We start from the raw sequence: 18,059 nt of genomic DNA, 5'->3' as shown, positions 1-18,059 counted from the left end.
CTACGCGAGCAGGGGCTCGAGGGCCATCAACGCGACCGACGCCGCCATCGCGCCGTACTGCGCGCGGTCCAGTCGCGAAGGTGAACGCATCGCCACGGCGATCGATCCGGCGACATAGGCGGCCGCCAGCACGGCAGCGATGACGCCGAGCCCCACGACCCCGGTCCCGTGGTGGTGGCCCGCCGGCGCACCGGCTCCGCCCGTTCCCGTCATGGCAAGCAGCAGCGCCGCCATCACGACGAGGCCGCTCGCGGCGTGCGCCCCCATCGCGGCACCGCCGAGGCCTCCGCCGGCACCGGCGACGGCGGTGACCGCGCGACGGGGTGCGGCGGCCATCGGCATCCCGACGGGGCCGCGGGCGCGGCCGCGCACCGCTCCGAGGACGATGGCCGTCAGCAGCAGCACCGCGCACCACCACACGGGCGAGACGACCTGCCCGATCGCGGTGTCGGCCATCGCCGCCATCATGATCACCGCGGCGGACAGTTCGAGCGCGCGGGCCCGCCGCCGGTCGGCCGCAAGGCAGCACAGACCGACGGCGGCGGGCGCGAGGGACACGAGATGGAGGTTCACGGCACCATCAGTGGTGGTGGTGGTCGTGACCGTGACCGTGGTCGTGACCGTGTGCGAGCGACGGGGCGCAGTGGGCGGACTGCGGTGCGGGCACGTGCAGGGCGGGGTTGCGCTCGAAGAAGTTGTACGGCTTGAGCGTGAACTTCGCGTAGTCCATCGGCATGACGGGCCAGTCCTCGTTGCGCGGGAAATGCGTGAGACCGAAGGTGTGCCACAGCACGAGGTCCTCGCCCACGAGGGGCTCGTCACCGGAGATGAAGTCGGGGATGCCGGCCCCACCGGGGTGCTGGTTCACGAAGTCGCCCGCGGCGTAGCGCTCGTCGGGGTCGTACTTCGTCACGAACAGGTTCTTCGTCGCGAACGTGGCGCGCGCCGCGATCGACGAGTCGTCGGCCGCGAGCAGCACCGGCGTCTCCGTCGGGAACAGCACGTACGACGTCGGCTGGCCGAGCGAGGTCGTCCGCTCCGTCGACGCGATCTGCCACACACGATTGACCGCACCGTCGGCGACCCGCCCGGATGCCAGCTCCGAGACGATCGGCGTCACCTTCTTCGTGAAGGCGTTGCCCGCAGGGTTGGTCGCGGAGATCGGCAGGCGCACCGCATCGATCTCGTTGACGACGTTCGCCAGCCCGTCCACCGTCATGTCCAGTCGCGCGGAGAAGAGGTGCTGGTGGTACGGCGCCCCCAGTCCGGGCGCGACCTGCGACGCGAACGGGTACTCTTCGCCCGGATAGGCGGACGTGAAGAGGATGCCGGTCAGCTTCGCCTCGCACTCGATGGTGCCGTCGAGGTAGAGGTACCAGAAGAAGCCGTAGTCGTAGTTGCCGACGGTGGTGAAGAACGAGATGACCAGCCGGCGCTGACGCCGCACCTCGCTGGATCCGGTGAAGATGTCGGTGTGCTTCCACAGGGTGCCGAAGTCCTCCTCGTGCATGCACACTGCATTGCGGACGGTGCGCGGCGCCCCCAGCTCGTCGGAGAGCACGGCATCCACGTACGTGATGTCGCCGACGCAGTCGCAGCCCAGTTCGAGCTCGTTCGTGTACCGGCCGAACAGGTACTCGCCGGTGTCGAAGTAGTTCTGCCAGAAGCGGTTGGGGGCGGGGTCGGCGTAGGGGACGACCATCTCGCTGATCGAGCCGCGGTACATGACGGGCCGATCCTGGAAGCTCAGCTGACGCAGGATGAGTCCTTCGCGCGTGTCGAACCCGATGCGCAGGTCCCAGTCGCCCCAGGTGACGTGCTCGTCCTCGACGGTGAAGCTCGCACCCTCCGGCTGGGTGATGACGATGGGCTTCAGCCCCTCCAGCGGCGCGCCCTGCAGTTCGGGGTCGTCGAAGTTGCCGCTCGTCTCGGGGATCGCGAACCCGGGGTTGCCGACGATCTCGATGACGCGGCGCGCAGCGACGTCGATGTACGCCGTGAGACCGTCGACCGGGTGCGCCCAGGGGTGATCCTTGGGGTGGTCCTGACGGAACGCGAACGTGCGGAGGATGCGCCGGCCCTCCTCCGCAGGGTAGCCGTAGTGACCGGCGGACAGCGGCACGAGCACCACGTCGTCGACCGTGAGGCCGCGCGCGGCGAGCGCCGCCACCCAGCCCTCGTCCGCGTTCGCGATGATGCCGACCTCTTCGAACTCGGCGTCGAGGATGGGGAGCTGTCCGCCCGTGCCGTCGAGCACCGTCTCACGCAGGATCCGTCCGCTGTGCAGAGAGACGATCAGATCGCTCGAGCGCGTCGTCGTGAGGTCGAGCAGCTGAACCCGTGCCCGCCGCTCGGGGAGGCTGCCGCCCTGCTCCCAGGCCAGGATCTCCCCCTTGGCCGGCTCCTCCAGGCCGACGTAGGCGAAGCGGAGTCGGTCGGTCGTGGAGGGCAGCGCGAGCACGACGGCACGGACGGCGTCGATCTCGGCCGCGGTGAGGGAGGACAGCGGGTGGGCGGGCGCCGCGGGAGCCGTGAAGCCCGGCGCGGCGAGGTCGGTGAGGGTCATGATGATCTCCGTGGTCATTCGGGTCAGCCGGCGATGGCGTCGGTGAGCTTGGCGTAGGCGAGCGGTCGGCGCGCACGGATCCAGCGGGCCTGCACGTAGCCGGCCGCGGGGAACACGAGCACGAGGGCGAGCAGGAACCAGCTGACGCCCCCGAAGGCGGGCGCGCCGTCGGCGTCGACGTCGCCGACCATGATCGGGAAGTACGCGACGATCAGCGCGGCCGACAGGACGAGCCCGACGAACCCGAGCGCGGGGGCGAGGATGGTGTTCCACAGCCGGCGATCGGTGCGCGTGCGTGCGAAGTAGACGATCACGGCCACCGACGTCAGCGCCATGAGGATCGCGATGGCGAGCGTCGCCACGCCCGCGAACCAGGTGAACACCTGCAGCACCGGGTCCAGCTGGAAGAGCGCGAAGGCGGCGATGAGCACGACCGAGGTGCCCGTCTGCACGAGCGAGGAGACGTGGGGCGACAGGTGGTGGTGGTGCACGCCCGACAACCGCTCGGGCAGCACGCCCGCAGCCGCCATCGAGTGCTGGTACCGCGTGAGGACGTTGTGGAAGGAGAGCACGCAGGCGAACATCGACGTGATCAGCAGCACGTTGGTGATGATCTCGCCCGCCGCCCCGAGGTACGTCGCCATCGTGCGGAGGATGAGGCTGCCCGGGTCGGCCGCCGCCGCGTCGACGATGCCGCTCGACCCCCACGCCATAACGAGGCCCCACGAGGCGACTGTGTAGAAGATGCCGATGCCGATGACGGCCATGTAGGTCGCTCGCGGGATCGTGCGGTCCGGATCGCGTGCCTCGTCGCGGAAGATCGCGGTCGCCTCGAAGCCGATGAAGGCGGCGATGGCGAACATGAGGCCCACGCCCGGCGACCCGCTCGCGACCTGGGCCGGGTCGAACGGGGCCAGGCTCAGCCCTTCGGGCGCGCGGAACAGGACGACCGCGACGAGCACCGCGACGACGCCCACCTCGGCGATCAGGAGCACGGCGAGCACCTTGCTCGACAGGTCGATGTGCCGGTAGCCGAGGATCCCGACGAGCCCGACGACGAGGAGGGCGAACAGCCACCACGGCAAGGACACGCCGGCGTACGTCTGCACCGTGTAGGAGAGGATGTACCCGATGTAGCCGTACACCGAGACCTGGATGGTCGTGTACGTCAGCATCGCGATCCACGCCGCCGCGAGGCCGGTCGAGCGCCCCAGACCGTAGCCGACGTAGGTGAAGAAGGCACCCGGGCGCGGGATGTGACGCGACATCGCCGCAAGGCCCACCGAGAACAGCAGCAGGATCACGGCGCTGACGGCGTACAGCGCGGGAAAGCCTACCCCGTTGCCGAGCAGGATGCCGAGCGGGGCCGCGCCGCCGATCACGGTCAGCGGCGATGCCGCGGCCACCACCATGAAGACGATCGCGGTGGCGCCGAGCGAGCCCGCGAGGGCGCGCGGGGCGCCGGCCGCGGAGGCGGGGGCGCCGGGGGAATCGAGTTTCGTCATGGGACCTCTCCTGAATCGGACCGGGAAAAACCGATGAGCCGATGCTCGCTCGGCCGCGTCACACGCCCGTCTCCGCCAGATGAAACCTCTCGGCATCCGAAACGGGACCGCCCCGGGCGGCTGTCTCATTCGCAGAAACGGCCGCGAAACACCGCGGACCTGCCGAGGCAACGCCCCCGTCCTAACATCGGCGGGCGAGGAGGAACCATGACCGCACTGGAGCGCGCGATCCGCAGTCCCGCGCCGGTGCGCGCCTTCGGCGGCAGGTCGCCTCTGGACGGCCTCGACCGGCGCAGCGTGGGTTTCGTCGACGTGATGGCGCAGTCCGTCGCCGCCGTGGCCCCCGCGGCCGCGGCCACGACGGTGACGGTCATCGTCGCGGGGGTCTCCCCGGGGTCGGTGATCGCCTCCGTGCTGATCGCCGGCGTGCTCAGCCTGCTCGTCGCGTCCACCGTGGGACAGTTCGCGCGGCGGCTGGCGGCATCGGGCGCCCTCTACACGTACGCCGCCCGTGGACTCGGCCCGGTCGGCGGCCTGGCCACGGGCGCCGCCGCGATCGTCGGCTACGCGGCCGTCGCGATGTTCGCACTGCTCGGTGGCGCCTACTACACGGCACTGCTGCTGCGTCCGCTGTGGCCCGGCATCGACCGACCGCTCGGCATCGCCGTGGTCCTGCTGGCGGAGGCGGCCCTGCTGACCCTGCTCCTCGTCCGCGGCATCCGGATCTCGGCGCGGGTGGCGCTCGTCGTGGAGACGGCATCCGTCGTGCTCATCGTGGTCCTGCTCGTCGCGCTGTCGACGCGGATCGGGCCGGTCGATCCCGCCGTGTTCCTGCCCACCGGTCCGGACGACTCCCCGCTGGGGGTGGGCGCCGGCGCGCTGATCGCGCTCACGGCGTACGTGGGGTTCGAGAGCGCCGCGACCCTCGGCGTCGAGGCGCGCTCTCCGCTGAAGTCGATCCCTCGGGCCGTGCGGGCGACGGTGGTCATCTCACTGCTTCTGTATCTGCTGTCGGCGCTCGCCCAGGTGGCCGGTTTCGCCGCCGTGGGCCGAGATTTCGCAGCGAGCGCCTCCCCGCTCAACGACCTCGCCGACACCTTCGGCATGGGGGCGTGGGCGAACGTGGCCGACCTCGGCATCACGGCCTCTTTCCTCGCCTGCGCGATCGGGTCAACGACGGCGCTCGCGCGGGTGGTCTTCGCGATGGGCCGCGACGACGTCATGCCCCGCGTCGCGGGGCGCACCCATCCCCGATTCGGAACGCCCATCGGCGCGATCGCGATCGTGCTGCCGCTCGTGATCGGCGTGCCCCTCTGCCTGGTGGTGGCCGGAGTGGATCTGCGTTCGGCGATGCACCTCACCATCGCCGTGGGCGGCATCGGCTACATCGTCTCGTACGTGTTCGCCTGCATCGCCGCCCCGCTGTTCCTCCATCGCATCGGAGAGCTGACGGCCGGGGTGGTGATCGTCTCGGCGAGTGCCACGGCGGCGCTGGTGTCCGCGGTCGCGGCGTTCGCCGCCGCGGACCTCGCCGCGGGAGGCGCGGCCATGTGGGTCGCGATCGCGGTGGCGTCGGCGTCCGCGGCCCTCATCGCCTGGCGACGGCGGCGCCCACTGGGCGTGCTGGGCGCCTACGACGTCCCCGTGGCCGATGCGGTCCTCGGCGGAGTGCCCCGAGATGATCGGGATGGCTGACGCGCGCGCATCCCGTCCGCAGGCGGCGCTCTCGGCGCGGCAGCCCCGCGCGATCCACAGCGCTCTCACGGTCCTCGAAGCCGTCGCCGAGCTGGGTGCTGGCGTGACAGCCCGCGAGCTCTCCGAGCGCCTCGGCCTGCCGCGGGCGACGACGTACCGCCTGCTCAACCTCCTGGTCGAAGACGAGTACCTGGTGCGCACGCCCGATCTGTCCGGGTTCACACTGGGCGCGAAGGTGGCCCAGCTGGCCGCGGCCGCCGCACCCTCGCACGTGCCGGCGCGCCTGCCGACGCTCGCGCGGGATCTCGTCGCCGACGCGCGGCTGTCGGTGCGCGGCGGCGTCCACGTGGCCGCGTACGACGATCGGCGCCTGCAGCTTCTGGACGAGGACCCCGACTTCCCGTTCAGCGACCCCGCCCGCCTCGCCCGGGAGCCGGAGCGCTTCGCCCTGGGCGTGCTCATGCTCGTCGCGGTCGGCGACAACGGCCCCGCGGCCTCCGCCGGCGCGGCCGAGCTCGCGCAGTCCGGCGGCATCCGCCGGGTCGACATGACGTCGCCGGGCTACGGCTGCCTCGCGGTCCCGCTGCGGCGCAGCGACGGGGGCATCGCCGGCGGGCTCGCCTTCTCCGGCCCGCGCCACCGCGTGCTCGACGGCGACGACCTGCTCGCGCGCCTGCGACGCGTCGCCGACGGCGTCGCCCCCTACGTCACATGAGCGCGATGGGCACGCCGCCGCGCCCCGCCGTGCGGGGGCGGCTCAGGAGTCGACGCCGAAGTTCCCGTCATCCCCCGCCACCGTGCCCACGATGGGGATGCTCCCGGTGACCACCGGGATCGAGGTGGTCAACGTGGGGACGGATGCCGACATCAGCGTGCCGTCCTCGCGGAGGGCGCCGCCGATGTCGCTGATCGTGGGACGACCCGACAGCTCCGGCCCCTGACCGCGCAGCGGCACCGTCAGCGTCGACTCCGGGGCCACGACGAACGCCTCGCCGCGCACCGAGAAGGAGACCGGCTCGCCGGCCCCGGCATCCACCCTCAGCTGCTCCGCCGTGATCTCGATCTTCAGCGGCGTGCCCTGCCAGTGCAGGGTGAACGCCAGCGACGGCCAGTCCTTGGGCAGACGCGGATCGAAGCTCAACTCGCCGTAGTGATCGCGCATGCCGCCGAAGCCGGCGACCAGAGCGGTCCACACGCCCCCCGCCGAGGCCACGTGCACGCCATCGGAGGCGTTGTGGTGGAGGTCGCCGAGGTCGACGAAGATCGACTGCGAGAAGTACTCGAGCGCCAGGTCCTGGTACCCGACCTCGGCCGCAAGAATCGCCTGCACGACCGCCGACAGCGTCGAGTCGCCGGTGGTCAGCGGGTCGTAGTACTCGAAGTCGGCGAGCTTCTCCTCGTCGGAGAAGTGGTTTCCCTGCAGGTACAGCGCCAGCACGACGTCGGCCTGCTTGAGCACCTGGTAGCGGTAGATCACCAGCGGGTGGAAGTGCAGCAGCAGCGGACGTTGCTCGGGCGGGGTGTTCTCCAGGTCCCACACCTCGCGCTCGAGGAACACCTCATCCTGCGGATGGATGCCGAGGCCCTCGCTGTACGGAATGTGCATCGCCTCCGCGGCGGCATCCCACGCGTCGCCCTCGGCGGGGTCGAACGAGAGCCGCTCGACCATCTGCGCGTAGTACTCCGGGGCGTCCTCTGCCATCTCGCGCACCACACGCGCCGCGAAACGCAGGTTGAAGCGCGCCATCACGTTGGTGAAAAGGTTGTCGTTGACGACCGTCGTGTACTCGTCGGGTCCCGTGACGCCGTGGATGTGGAACACCTCGGGCTGGCCGTCCTCGGTGTAGCGCCAGAACCCGAGGGTGGCCCACAGTCGGGCCGTCTCGACGGCGATGTCCACGCCCTCGCGGTAGAGGAACTCGTCGTCGCCCGTCGCGCGCACGTACTTGGCGAGGGCGAAGCTGACGTCCGCGTTGATGTGGTACTGCGCGGTGCCGGCGGCGTAGTAGGCCGAGGCCTCCTCGCCGCTGATCGTGCGCCAGGGGAAGAGGGCGCCCGCCTCGTTCAGCTGCGCCGCGCGGCGCCGCGCCGCCGGCAGCATGAGATAGCGCATGCGCAGCGCGTTGCGTGCCCAGATCGGCGTCGTGTACATCAGGAACGGGAGCACGTAGATCTCGGTGTCCCAGAAGTAGTGACCGCTGTAGCCCGAGCCCGAGACGCCCTTGGCGGGAACGCCCTGACCGTCGGCGCGGGCCGCCGCCTGCGCGAGCTGGAACAGGCACCACCTGCTCGCCTGCTGCAGGTCGTCGTGACCCGCGATGACGACGTCCGAGCGCTCCCAGAACGCGTCCATCCACTCGCGCTGTCGCGTGAACTGGTGGGCGATGCCCTCCGCGCGGACGCGATCGAGGGCACGGCGGCCTCGGTCGACGAGCTCGCGCGCCGGCACCCCGCGGGAGGTGTGATAGCTGACCAGCGTGGTCACCGTGGTCGGCACGCCGGCCTTCGCCTGCACGCGGTACACGTTCTTGGCGATATCCGGCTCGACCAGCGTGCGCGACGAGTACTCGTTCTCCGTCTCGACCACATGGTCGGCCACGACCGCCATCGTCATCCCGGACGCGGTCACGCGATACGCGAGGGCGGCACGGTCGCCGTCCTGCCAGTACTCCTCGGGCTGGAGCACACGGTCCTCGATCTTCTCCGCCTTGCGCGGATCGAAGCCCTTCGCCGTCCCGCGCCCGGGAGCAGACCCGCCGTACACGTCTTCGCCGTCCTGACGGTTGAGGATCTGGCAGCTCACCGTCACCGGGGCGTCGCTGTTGAGCACCGTCACGGTGACGCGCATGACCGCGAGATGCCGCTCCTCGAAGGAGACCATCCGCTCGAAGTCGAGCACGACGTCCTTGCCGCTCGGCGTCACCCAGCGGACGTGGCGGGTGAGCACGCCGGCGCGCATGTCCAGAGCCCGCTCGTACTCGCGGATGTCGGCGACATCGAACGACAGAGGCTCGTCGTCGACGTAGACGCGCATGATCTTGGCGTCCGGGGCGTTGATGATCGTCTGCCCGACCTCGGCGAAGCCGTAGGCCTGCTCGGCGTGACGGATCGGGAAGATCTCGTGGAAGCCGTTGATGAACGTGCCGTGCTCGTGGGCGTGGCGTCCCTCGGGCTGATTGCCGCGCAGGCCCAGATAGCCGTTGCCGAGCGCGAACAGCGTCTCGGTGACCCCGACGTCGTCGAGCGAGAAACGCGTCTCCACGAGGCGCCACGGGTCGATCGGAAAACGGTCGCGATCCATGCTGTCCATCCTTCCGGTGAAGGGACCGGTCATCGGGTGACGAAAGCGGAGAGGTCGTCGACGACGAGCGTCGCGCCGAGGTCGAGGAGCGCCTGGGCGCCGGCGCCACGGTCGACGCCCACGACGATCCCGAAGCCGGCGGCCGCCGCCGACGCGACGCCGGAGTGGGCGTCTTCGACCGCGGCGCTGCGGGCGGGATCGACGCCGAGCATGCGGGCACCGGCCGCGAACATGTCGGGGGCGGGCTTGGAGCGCAGCCCCTCTCGCGCCGAGACCACCCCATCGACGACGACGGCGAAGAACTCACGGATGCCGGCGATCGTCAGCACCTCTTCGGCGTTCTTCGAGCTCGACACGACGCCGATCGGAGTCCCCGCGGCGCGCAGCTGCTCGATCAGCGCGAGAGAGCCCGGATACGGGGCGATGCCGTCGGTGCGCAGCACGCGGGCGAACACCTCGTTCTTGCGGTTGCCGATGCCGCAGACCGTGTCGGCGGTGATCGGGTCGGACGGGTCCCCCCACGGCACTTCCACGTCGCGCGAGCGCAGGAGGCTCGCGACGCCGTCGTAGCGCTGCTTTCCGTCGAGGTAGCGGAAGTAGTCGTCCTCCGTGTACGGCGGCTCGATCCCCCACGCGGTGAACAGCTCGGTGAACATCGACTGCCACGCGTGCATGTGCACGTCGGCCGTCGGTGTCAGCACACCGTCCAGGTCGAAGAGCACGCCGTCGAGTGCGCGCAGGTCGGGAAGCTCGGGAAGCTCGGCTGTCACGGGTTCAGCGTAGTGGCCCGGTGTGACCCGCGCGTCACGAAGCGACGACGGCGAGCGTCTGCCGGGCGATCTCCAGCTCTTCGTTCGTGGGGACCACGAGGACGGTGACCGAGGAGTCGTCGGCGGAGATGGTGCGGATGCCGCGCTCACGCGCCTCGTTGCGCGTCGGATCGAGACGGATGCCGAGGAATCCCAGCGTCGCCATCGCCTCCACCCGCACGAGAGGGGAGTTCTCTCCCACCCCGGCGGTGAACGAGATGACATCCACGCCGCCGAGCTGTGCGATGTAGGCGCCGATATAGGCACGCAGTCGGTGGATGTAGACGTCGAAGGCGAGCATGGCCGCCCCCGCACCCTCGGCGCGGCGCTCCTCGATGTCACGCATGTCCGACACGCCGGCCAGCCCCAGCACACCGCTGCGCTTGTTGAGGAACTCGTCCAGCTCCCCGGGGCTCATGTCCTCGCGACGGGCGAGCACGAGCAGCACCGAGGGGTCGAGGTCGCCGGAGCGGGTGCCCATGACCAGGCCTTCCAGGGGGGTGAGGCCCATGGAGGTGTCGACGGAGTGCCCACCGTCGATCGCGGTGATGGAGGCGCCGTTGCCCAGGTGCAGCACGAGCTGCTTGAGCTCTCGCAGAGGCCGTCCCACATACGCCGCGGCGGCCTCGCTGACGAACTTATGACTGGTGCCGTGGAAGCCGTAGCGGCGGATGCGGTGCTTGCGCGCGATCGTCTGGTCGATCGCATAGGTGTACGCCGCCGGCGGGAGCGTCTGGTGGAAGGCCGTGTCGAACACGGCGACGTGCGGCAGGGCAGGGAACGCGGCGCGCGCGGCGCGGACGCCCTGCAGCGCCCCGGGGTTGTGCAGGGGGGCGAGCACCGACAGCTCGTCGATGTTGATCTCGACCAGATCGTCGATCAGCGTCGGGCGGAAGAAGCGGGCGCCGCCCTGGACGACGCGGTGCCCCACCGCGGACGGCGGGGTCTCGACCAGCGACGGACCGTACTCCTCGAACGCGTCGAGCATCACGCGGAAGCCGGCGGTGTGGTCGGGGATCGGCAGTTCGCGCGAGTGATCGGCATCCCCCACCTTGTGACGAGCCGAGCCGCTCTCCTGGCCGATCCGCTCGACGAGCCCCGACGCGAGCGCCGTCTGGGACTCGACGTCGACGAGCTGATATTTGAACGACGAGGAGCCGCTGTTGATGACGAGGACGACGGTCATGCGTTGATTCCCTGCTGCTGGTTCTGCGCCTGGATCGCGGTGATGGCGATCGTGTTGACGATGTCTTCGACCAGCGCTCCGCGCGACAGGTCGTTGATGGGCTTGTTGAGTCCCTGGAGCACCGGTCCCATGGCGATGGCTCCGGCGGAGCGCTGCACCGCCTTGTAGGTGTTGTTGCCGGTGTTGAGGTCGGGGAAGACGAACACCGTCGCCCGGCCCGCGACCGCGGAGTCGGGCATCTTCGCCTTGGCGACGGCGGCGTCGGCCGCCGCGTCGTACTGGATCGGTCCTTCGACGAGCAGCTCGGGTGCGCGCTCGCGGACGAAGGCCGTAGCCTCGCGCACCTTGTCGACGTCCTCACCCGATCCGGACTCGCCGGTGGAGTAGGAGAGCATCGCGATGCGGGGCTCGATGCCGAACTGACGTGCCGTGGCGGCCGACGAAATCGCGATGTCGGAGAGCTGTGCGGCGGTCGGGTCGGGGATCACGGCGCAGTCGCCGTAGACGAGCACGCGGTCGGCGAGCGCCATGAGGAACACGCTGGAGACGACCGAGACGCCCGGGCGGGTCTTGATGATCTCGAACGCGGGCCGGATGGTGTGCGCCGTCGTGTGGGCGGCGCCGGAGACCATGCCGTCGGCGAGACCCAGGTGCACCATCATGGTGCCGAAGTACGACACGTCGGTGATGGTGTCGGCCGCCTTCTCGTAGGTGATGCCCTTGTGCTTGCGCAGCTCCGCGTACTCCTCGGCGAAGCGGTGCACGATCTGCGGGTCGAACGGGCTCAGCACCTGCGCGGCGCTCAGGTCGAGACCGAGCTCGACGGCGCGGCCGCGCACCTCCGCTTCGTCGCCGAGGATCGTCAGGTCCGCGATGCCGCGGGCAAGCACGGTCGCCGCGGCCCGCAGCACCCGATCATCGCCGCCCTCGGGGAGCACGATGCGCTTGCGGCCGGTGCGGGCATGCTCCAGGAGCTGGTACTCGAACATGAGCGGCGTCACCACGGTGGAGTGCGCGAGTCCCAGAGCACGCGTGAACTCGTCGGTGTCGACGTGCTGCTCGAACAGGGCCAGCGCCGTGTCGTAGCGACGCTGCGAGCCGGCGGCGAGGCGGCCGCGCGTGCTCATGACCCGGACGGCCGTGTCGTAGGTGTCCAGGTCGGTCTGGATGATCGGCAGCGGCGAGTCGAGCCCCACCATGAGGTCCTGCACGGCCGGCGGCAGCGGGAACGGTCCGTTGAGGATGATGCCCGCGATCGAGGGGAATGTGCCCGACGAGTTGGCCAGCAGCAGTCCGAGCAGCACTTCGGTGCGATCGGCCGGGACGATCACGATGGCACCCTCGGTGAGCCGCGGAAGGATGTTGTTGAGGGACATTCCCGCGACGACCACGTCGAGCACTTCGCGCACGAGCAGCTCCTCATCGCCGCGCAGGAGCGTGCCGCCGAGCGCGAGCATGATGTCTCGCACGGCGGGCGCGACAAGGAAGACGTCCTCGGGGATGGACCACACCGCGACCTCGGCTTCGCGGTTGCCGTCGACCGCGGGCAGGCCGCGCACCACGTCGCCGATCGCGGCGTTGATCTCGTCGAGGTGCGCCGGGTCGGCGCGGTTGGTGATGACGGCGAACAGCTCGGCGCGCTGGTGCGTGATGTCGGTGAGGGCGAGCTCGGTCAGCTGTGCCAGCTGCTGCGGCGTGCGCGGCACGCTCACCCCGAGGCGATCGCCCTGGTCGGCCCGGCCGTTGAGCACGACGAGCACCGGCGCGCCCAGGTTCGCCGCGATGCGGGCGTTGTAGCCGAGCTCGCTCGTGGAGCCGACGTCGGTGAAGTCGCTGCCGACGACAACGACCGCGTCGCACTTCGCCTCGACCGCCTTGAACCGCTCCACGATGCGCGAGAGCGCGGCATCCGGATCGCGTCGCACGTCGTCGTAGGTGACACCGACCGCCTCGTCGTAGTCGAGGTCGACGCCGATGTGATCGAGGAGCATCTCGAGCACGTAGTCGCGTTCGTCGATCGAACGGGCGATGGCCCGGAACACGCCCACCCGGGGGGTGGATCGGGTCAGTGCGTCGAGCACTCCGAGGACGATGGTCGATTTGCCGGACAGTCCCTCGGTGGAGGTGATGTAGATGCTCTGCGCCACGGGTTCCAGCCTAGGTGGGGGTCGCTGGAGGCCGGGAGGGATCTGCCGGAGAAAACCTTCCGCCGGGACGGAAGCAGCGATCCGGACGGGTGGCGCACGCCGACGCACGCGCCGAAAGCCCCCGGGCAAAAGAAAGACTCTCCGCGAACCCGGCAGAGCCTGGTTACCCTTGCTACGTTTCCGTCCTGGGGGAGTTGGCCTGGGTGCCGCCTCGCGGAGAGCTGTATGCGAGTTTACCCGACGACGGGCTCCCGCCTCGCCAGTCGGGTTAGCATCGAGCGAGCACCGCCGCTGAGACAGGGAGACGCATGCCCGACCACCCGCTCACCGCCGAATCGTTCGCTCGCGCGGCCGAGGCCGTCGAGTCCTCCATCACGCGCGTCATCGACGGCAAGCCGGATGCCGTGCGCGCCGCGCTCGTCTGCCTCCTCGCCGAAGGACACCTCCTCATCGAGGATGTGCCCGGCGTCGGCAAGACGATGCTGGCGCGGGCGCTGGCGGCATCCGTCGACGCGAGCGTACGCCGCATCCAGTTCACGCCCGACCTCCTCCCGGGCGATGTGACGGGGGTGAGCGTCTACAACCCGGTCGATCGCGAGTTCGAGTTCAAGCCGGGTGCCGTCTTCGCGCAGATCGTCATCGCCGACGAGATCAACCGGGCCTCTCCCAAGACGCAGTCGGCGCTTCTGGAGGCGATGGAGGAGCATCAGGTCACCGTCGACGGCACCAGCCACGCCCTGGCCGACCCGTTCCTGGTCGTCGCGACCCAGAACCCGCTCGAGATGGAGGGCACCTACGCCCTGCCCGAGGCGCAGCGCGACCGCTTCATGATGCGGATCTCGATGGGCTATCCGGATGCCGAGAGCGAAGTCCTCATGCTGCGTCAGCGCGAGCACGTCAACCCTCTCGACGCGCTCAGGCCCGTGCTCGGCGCCGCCGACGTGCGGGCGCTCATCGCCTGGGTGCGCGGAGTGCACGTCTCCCCCGCCGTCGAGGAATACGCCGTGGGCCTGTCGCGGGCGACACGGGAGCACCCCGACCTGCGCCTCGGGGCGAGCCCCCGAGCCACCCTGCAGCTCGTGCGCGCCGCGAAGGTGCGCGCGGCGCTCGACGGCCGAGAGTTCGTCATCCCGGACGACGTGGCGGCGCTCGTCGAGCCCGTCTTCGCCCATCGACTGATCGCCTCGCGCGGCACCGCATCGTCTCGGGGTCGCTCCGGCTCCGAGACGATCGGCACCGTGCTGCGCGCGATCGTCGGCGCCGTGAGCGTTCCGCTCGCGACCCGCTGATCGAGAGCACGCGATGCCCCGCTGGCCCCTGCTGTCCCGTCTGCCGCTGACGCTGCGCGGCGTGGGCACACTGGTGCTCGCGGGCGTGTGCGGCGCGCTCGCCCAGCGCTTCGGCATCGCCGAGCTCGCCTACGTCGGCGCGCTGCTGGCGGCAGCCGTGGTCGTCAGCGCCGCCACCCTGTACCTGCTCCCGAGCTCGGCGCGGGTGACCCGCGCCTTCTCTCCCGACGTCGCCGCCACCGGCAGCGAGGTGCGGGTGCGGCTCACCGTCGAGATCCGCGCCTCGCTGCCCTCCAGCCAGGCGCGGTGGCGAGACGCCGTGCCCGACGGCGTGATCCCGGCATCCGTTGTCGACTCGGCGCCGGAGGGCATGCTCCCCGCGACCGGCTCGGCGATGGCGGGCCCGTCGCGGGTCGAGGTGGACTATGCCGTGCGGGCCGAGCGCCGTGGCCTTCGCCGCGTGGGGCCGCTGGCACTCGTGACGACCGATCCGTTCGGCTTCACGCGACGCCGGCGCACGGTCGGCGACACCTCGCCGCTGGTGATCGTGCCGGAGATCGTCGACCTCGACGAACTGCATGATCTCCCCGGTGACGCTGGCGGGAGCACCCGCAGCGTGACCGATCGGATGGGCCAGGGCGCCGACAACCTCATCCCGCGCACGTATGCGCCCGGCGACTCGATGCGACGCATCCACTGGCGCGCCAGCGCCCACCGCGACGAGCTGATGGTGCGCCAGGAGGAGCAGGAGACCACTCCCGAAGCCGTGGTCGTGCTCGATCGCGGCGCGGCGCGCTGGTCACCGGCCGCCGGACGCGCGGCGGGCGCGGACCCCGCCTTCGAGACGGCGGTCTCCGCCTGCGTCTCGGCGACGGCGCGACTGGTCCGCGAAGGCTACCTCGTCACCGTCATCGACGCCGACGGCGCCGTACTGTGCGACCCGATCGAGGGCGCCGACACGGCGGGCGTCGAACATCTCGCCGTCGCCCTCGCCACCATCACCGCGCGGCGCGATCTCCCCCTCGACGCGCTCGCCCGGTTGTTCAGCGGGATCGCGGCCGGTCCCGTCATCGTCGTCACCGGTGGCCTGGCGGCTGCGGATGTCGTCGCGCTCGCGCCCGTGCCGCACCACAGCACGATGCCGATCCTCCTCCTCGTGTCGGAGGCACAGGAGGTGGAGGCACGGGAGGTGGTGGCGGCCACCGCCGACACCGGGTGGCGCGTCGGCGCGCTGACCGCGGGCGGCGACGTCGCGGCCGCCTGGAGCGACGCCCTGGCGTCGCGCGAGACCCGGAGCGTGCACCGTGCCGCCTCGTGAGCGACGCCGCCGCGGAGAGCTGCGCCTCGCACTGGCGCTGTGGCTCGGCATCCTGAGCACTCTCGTGCCGCTCACCCGCGTCGTGCAGAGCGGCTCGTGGCTGTGGGGCGCGATCGCCCTTCCGTTCGCGCTGCTGGCGCTCGGCTACGGCCTGCGCCGACTGCGCCTGCCGGTCATCGTCGTCACGATCGTCGAGCTCGCCGCGTGGACCGGGGCGGTCACTGCCGTCTTCTTCCCGGCGAACGCGCTGCTGGGTGTGATCCCGACCGGCGGCGTCGTCGAGGCGCTGCCTCGGATGATCACCGCGGCATCCGCTCTCATCACGGACGGTGTCGCTCCCCTGACGCCGACGCGGCCGCTCGTGTTCCTCATCGTCGCATCGCTCGGGCTTCTGACCGTCGCCCTCGATCACGTCGTCGTCACGGCGCGGATGCCGCTTCTGGCCAGCATCGCCCTGGTCGCCGTCTGGCTCATCCCCGCCATCGCCGTGCCGGCCGGGGTCGACATCGTGGCGTTCGTGGTGCTCGCGGCATCCGTGCTGCTGCTCATCCGCGCCGAGACCCGCACCCGCGAGGCGCGTACCGCCGGCGCATCCGCGCGCACGGTCAACGCGGGAGGGGTGACGGTCGTCGCCACCGCGATCGGCGCCGTCGCGATCATCGCCGCTCTCGCCGTCGGCCCCACGCTGCAGGCGTCGGTGCCCGCGGCGGGGTTCGGCACCTCCACGATGATCGATCCGTCGCTCGATCTCGGCAAGGACCTGCGCCGTCAGGACGGTGCGACCGTGCTCACCCTGCGCACCGACGGCACCCGTGTGCCGTACCTGCGCGTGGCGACGCTGTCGCTGTTCGACGGCACGGTCTGGCAGCCCGACCGCACGAGCACCGTCGATCTGAGCGCGGCACCGCTCGAGCCCGTCGATGTGTCCCCGGACATCGCGCTCACCCCGACGCGCACGACGGTCTCGATCAAGAACCTGGCGTCCGCCTACGCGCCCGTCCCCTACCCGGCCACCGAGGTCGACGGATTGGCCGGCGCGTGGCAGTTCGCCCCGTACAACCGCACCGTCGCCGGCGCGGCCGGGGCGACGCAGGGCCAGGAGTACACCGTCGTCTCCGACATCGCCCAGCCGACGCTCGAGCAGATCCGCGCGTCGTCGGCGGGAGGCGCGGGTGTGAGCCTCGACGTGGACTCCCTCCCCGCCGGCAGCCCGCCGATCATCGCGCAGCTCGCCCGTCAGGTCACCGCGCAGGCAGACACCGACTACGACAAGCTCATCGCGCTGCAGGATTGGTTCCGCGGTCCGGAGTTCACGTACTCGCTCGACGCGCCCGTGCAGGAGGGCTTCGACGGGCAGGGCGTCGACGCCGTGGCCGCCTTCCTCCAGGCCAAGAGCGGATACTGCGTGCACTTCGCGGGCGCCTTCGCCCTCATGGCACGCAGCCTCGGCATGCCGACCCGCATCGTCGTCGGGTTCCTCCCGGGCTCGTTCACCGGCCAGGTCGTCGACGGTCAGCGCGTCATCGACGTGACGGGTCGCCAGCTGCACGCGTGGCCGGAGGTCTCCTTCCGCGGCATCGGCTGGGTCCCGTTCGAGCCGACCAAGAGCCTCGGCACCGAGACGCGCTTCGACAGCGCCGCCTCGGCCCCGACCGCGGCGCCGACGACGTCGCCCCGTCCAGAGACGACCTCCGCGGCCACGACCGCCCCGCCGGCCGACGTGAACGACTCGCAGCAGGGGGCGCAGACGGATGCCGCGGGCTCCGGGCCCACCCTGATGGACCTCCGTCCGCTCCTCACCGTTCTGGGCGGCGTCGTCGTGGTCGCCGCACTGCCGGGACTGGCCGGGGCGGTCCGGCGGCTGATGCTGCGCCGGCGCGCAACGGTCGCCGCCGCCTGGCGACTCGTGCAGGACACCGCGATCGATGCGGGACTTCCCGTGCCCTCGTCGCGCTCTCCGCGTGCTTTCGGCGCCTTCCTCGTGGCATCGGGCAGCGCGCCCGCGGAGGAGATGTCGCGGCTCGTGGCCGCCGTCGAGCGTGCGAACTACGCGGCGGACGCCGCGAGCGGGGGCCCGGATGCCGCGGCGATGAGCGCCGCCCTCGGCATCCGATCCGCCATGCTCGCGGCGATGCCGGCGGCGCGGCGGGCGCGCACGCTGGCGCTGCCGTGGTCGCTGGTGGTGCGGCCGGGCTCGGGATTCGCCGATCGCGGCGCGGCGGTCTGAACCGGCGCGCCGCGAT

12 protein-coding genes and 1 other RNA gene are annotated in these 18,059 nt (G+C 71.1%); 5 read left to right on the top strand and 8 right to left on the bottom strand.

Annotated features, from left to right (window positions below):
• The 3 genes from HMPREF1529_RS08120 to HMPREF1529_RS08110 are packed head-to-tail and all read right to left on the bottom strand — an operon-like array spanning position 1 to position 4,071.
• Complete coding sequence (locus HMPREF1529_RS08120; RefSeq protein ID WP_232212083.1) at positions 1–558, bottom strand: hypothetical protein; 558 nt, start codon at positions 556–558, stop codon at positions 1–3.
• A 22-nt stretch (positions 559–580) separates the two neighbouring features.
• Positions 581–2,584, bottom strand: coding sequence for a primary-amine oxidase (locus HMPREF1529_RS08115; protein WP_016464443.1), 2,004 nt, complete (start codon positions 2,582–2,584; stop codon positions 581–583).
• Positions 2,585–2,589: 5 nt separating this feature from the next.
• Positions 2,590–4,071: an APC family permease gene (locus HMPREF1529_RS08110; RefSeq protein ID WP_016464442.1), complete on the bottom strand. Its 1,482-nt coding sequence runs from the start codon at positions 4,069–4,071 to the stop codon at positions 2,590–2,592.
• 207 nt (positions 4,072–4,278) lie between these two features.
• Here HMPREF1529_RS08110 and HMPREF1529_RS08105 point away from each other — a divergent pair, with 207 nt between their 5' ends.
• Together HMPREF1529_RS08105 and HMPREF1529_RS08100 are read left to right on the top strand one after the other, a co-directional pair.
• Entirely contained in the window at positions 4,279–5,766 is a 1,488-nt protein-coding gene (locus HMPREF1529_RS08105) for an APC family permease (RefSeq protein WP_016464441.1), read from the top strand.
• Positions 5,759–6,481, top strand: coding sequence for a helix-turn-helix domain-containing protein (locus HMPREF1529_RS08100; RefSeq protein ID WP_036282822.1), 723 nt, complete (start codon positions 5,759–5,761; stop codon positions 6,479–6,481). Before HMPREF1529_RS08105 ends, HMPREF1529_RS08100 begins: the two co-directional genes overlap by 8 nt.
• 42 nt (positions 6,482–6,523) lie before the next feature.
• On the opposite strand, the gene HMPREF1529_RS08095 is transcribed toward HMPREF1529_RS08100, so the two are convergent.
• The 5 genes from HMPREF1529_RS08095 to ffs all read right to left on the bottom strand — a co-directional run bounded on the left by HMPREF1529_RS08095 (position 6,524) and on the right by ffs (position 13,435).
• Positions 6,524–9,067, bottom strand: coding sequence for a glycoside hydrolase family 65 protein (locus tag HMPREF1529_RS08095; protein WP_016464439.1), 2,544 nt, complete (start codon positions 9,065–9,067; stop codon positions 6,524–6,526).
• 29 nt (positions 9,068–9,096) lie between these two features.
• Complete coding sequence (locus HMPREF1529_RS08090) at positions 9,097–9,837, bottom strand: HAD family hydrolase (RefSeq protein ID WP_016464438.1); 741 nt, start codon at positions 9,835–9,837, stop codon at positions 9,097–9,099.
• Positions 9,838–9,871: 34 nt separating this feature from the next.
• Complete coding sequence (locus HMPREF1529_RS08085) at positions 9,872–11,062, bottom strand: acetate/propionate family kinase (RefSeq protein ID WP_016464437.1); 1,191 nt, start codon at positions 11,060–11,062, stop codon at positions 9,872–9,874.
• Complete coding sequence (gene pta / locus HMPREF1529_RS08080; protein WP_016464436.1) at positions 11,059–13,209, bottom strand: phosphate acetyltransferase; 2,151 nt, start codon at positions 13,207–13,209, stop codon at positions 11,059–11,061. Before pta ends, HMPREF1529_RS08085 begins: the two co-directional genes overlap by 4 nt.
• 129 nt (positions 13,210–13,338) lie before the next feature.
• Positions 13,339–13,435, bottom strand: an RNA gene (gene ffs / locus HMPREF1529_RS15615) — signal recognition particle sRNA small type.
• A gap of 82 nt (positions 13,436–13,517) precedes the next feature.
• Between ffs and HMPREF1529_RS08075 the strand changes: the two genes are divergently transcribed.
• The 3 genes from HMPREF1529_RS08075 to HMPREF1529_RS08065 are packed head-to-tail and all read left to right on the top strand — an operon-like array spanning position 13,518 to position 18,043.
• Complete coding sequence (locus HMPREF1529_RS08075) at positions 13,518–14,498, top strand: AAA family ATPase (RefSeq protein ID WP_016464435.1); 981 nt, start codon at positions 13,518–13,520, stop codon at positions 14,496–14,498.
• A gap of 13 nt (positions 14,499–14,511) precedes the next feature.
• Positions 14,512–15,816, top strand: a complete 1,305-nt coding sequence (locus tag HMPREF1529_RS08070) for a DUF58 domain-containing protein (protein ID WP_016464434.1) — start codon at positions 14,512–14,514, stop codon at positions 15,814–15,816.
• Positions 15,803–18,043, top strand: coding sequence for a transglutaminase TgpA family protein (locus HMPREF1529_RS08065; protein ID WP_016464433.1), 2,241 nt, complete (start codon positions 15,803–15,805; stop codon positions 18,041–18,043). Before HMPREF1529_RS08070 ends, HMPREF1529_RS08065 begins: the two co-directional genes overlap by 14 nt.
• The last annotated feature ends 16 nt before the right edge of the window (positions 18,044–18,059 follow it).

This window comes from Microbacterium sp. oral taxon 186 str. F0373, assembly GCF_000411455.1.
Classification (GTDB): domain Bacteria; phylum Actinomycetota; class Actinomycetes; order Actinomycetales; family Microbacteriaceae; genus Microbacterium.
The sequence above is the reverse complement of the archived record's forward strand: the minus strand, read 5'-3'. Positions and strand labels throughout refer to the sequence as shown.